The sequence below is a fragment of the Bacteroidia bacterium genome (assembly GCA_025056095.1).
Classification (GTDB): Bacteria; Bacteroidota; Bacteroidia; order JANWVE01; family JANWVE01; genus JANWVE01.
On the sequence record JANWVW010000326.1, the window covers coordinates 1 to 1654 of the forward strand.

At 36.7% G+C, this 1654-nt stretch carries 2 protein-coding genes; both read right to left on the reverse strand.

What is annotated here, in order from left to right:
• Nucleotides 1-84: 84 nt before the first annotated feature.
• A complete protein-coding gene (folD, locus tag NZ519_13830; protein ID MCS7029833.1) occupies nucleotides 85-954 on the reverse strand; it encodes a bifunctional methylenetetrahydrofolate dehydrogenase/methenyltetrahydrofolate cyclohydrolase FolD in 870 nt (289 codons plus the stop codon).
• A 198-nt stretch (nucleotides 955-1152) separates the two neighbouring features.
• The coding region (locus NZ519_13835) for a DUF494 family protein (GenBank protein MCS7029834.1) at nucleotides 1153-1654 on the reverse strand (502 nt) is incomplete at its 5' end.

Here is a 1654-nt window from a genome sequence, read left to right on the forward strand (position 1 = left end):
CGCAGCGAAGTACCGAAGCGAAGCGCAGTGCGGAATGCCCCGACCCTTGCGTCAGCAAGGGGCACGCCCAAAAAATATAAACCTTTATACTAATCCACTTTTGTAAAGCGACTCTGCTGCTTCTACTGTGTTTTTCATCAGCATTGCAATAGTCATAGGGCCTACGCCCCCAGGTACAGGCGTGATATAACTTGCTTTTTGTGCAGCGCTTTCAAAATCTACATCACCTACTAACTGATACCTGTTTTCGTTCTCAATTCGGTTAATACCTACATCTATGACCACACAACCTTCTTTAAGCATATCACCCGTTATTTTTTTGGGACTTCCTACGGCTACAATAAGAATATCAGCCTGGCGGGTATAAACCTCAATATCTTTGGTTTTAGAATGGCAAACCGTAACAGTAGCATTAGCAAAAGGCATGTTCTGCATCATCATGACACTCATTGGCATACCTACAATGTTACTCCTTCCAATGATAACACAATGCTTGCCTTCTGTCTGAATGTTGTAGAATTTGAGTAGCTCTTGAATCCCTTTGGGGGTACATGGCACTAGCGCAGGAAGTCCTTTGGCTAATCTACCCATGTTAATAGGATGAAAACCATCTACATCTTTTCTATAATCAATCGCTTCTATTACTTTATGGGGAGAAATATGTTTAGGTAAAGGCAATTGTACTAAAATTCCGTGAATATTTTTATCTTCGTTAAGCTGGTAAATTTTATTGAGCAAATAGGACTCGGAAACGTTTTCAGGTAAAACAATGAGCTCGGAATAAATTCCGATTTTATTGCATGCTTTAATTTTAGCATTAACGTATGCTTGTGAAGCAGGATTGTTTCCTATCAAAATAACACACAAACCAGGTTTATAGGGCAATGCACGAATATACTCTGCTAACTGTTCTAAAATTTGTGCTGCGGTAGCTTTGCCATCTATTAAGTTCATACCACAAAAGTAGAACGATTTACCATACCTTGCCCCATAAAAAACCGCATAAAAAATTGCTCATATAAGTCTTTACTTAAAAGACACTCTTTTTACGAACTAAAAACAAGCAAGGTTACATTTTTACAACAAAATAATGCAACACATTTTTTATGCTACTCAATTTCACAATTTGTAATAAAAAAGTAAAATTGCTTCTCAACATATTTTTTCTTTACCTGTAAAAGTAGGTATCTCGCCATCTTTTTTATAGGGGCTACCTGTTTGCACAAACATGAGGTAAGCTAATTTGCATACTGTTTCTAGGTTTACTTTATGATGAAAGTTCATATTACTGTGAGGTGAGTTTTCTTCCATCAAGTTTTCAATCAGCTCTTCTAACTCTTGGTCTGTTAAGATATTTGCTCTTTGAAAGATTTGCAAAGCTATTCTAGCTTCGCGGCTGATATGTTGTACTTCTGGTTCATTAAAAGAACGGGGTGGAGTAGCATTCCAAATATTATCTCTGCCCATATTTTTTTCAGCAATATAGCTAATCACTGCTAGTATTTCACTATCCGAAAAGCCTTTTTCTTTCAAGATACTCACATCTAACTCTTGTAAGGGTTTGTGTAGGTTATGTGATAGTAACCAGTATATCCCCAAAAATAACTTTGAAAACATAGAGCAAAAATACGTTTTTCTATATATCTTGTTTGTA

Excerpts from the sequence above, each read along its gene's own strand:
- folD (MCS7029833.1), bottom strand. The coding sequence starts at position 954 with ATGAACTTAATAGATGGCAAAGCTACCGCAGCACAAATTTTAGAACAG.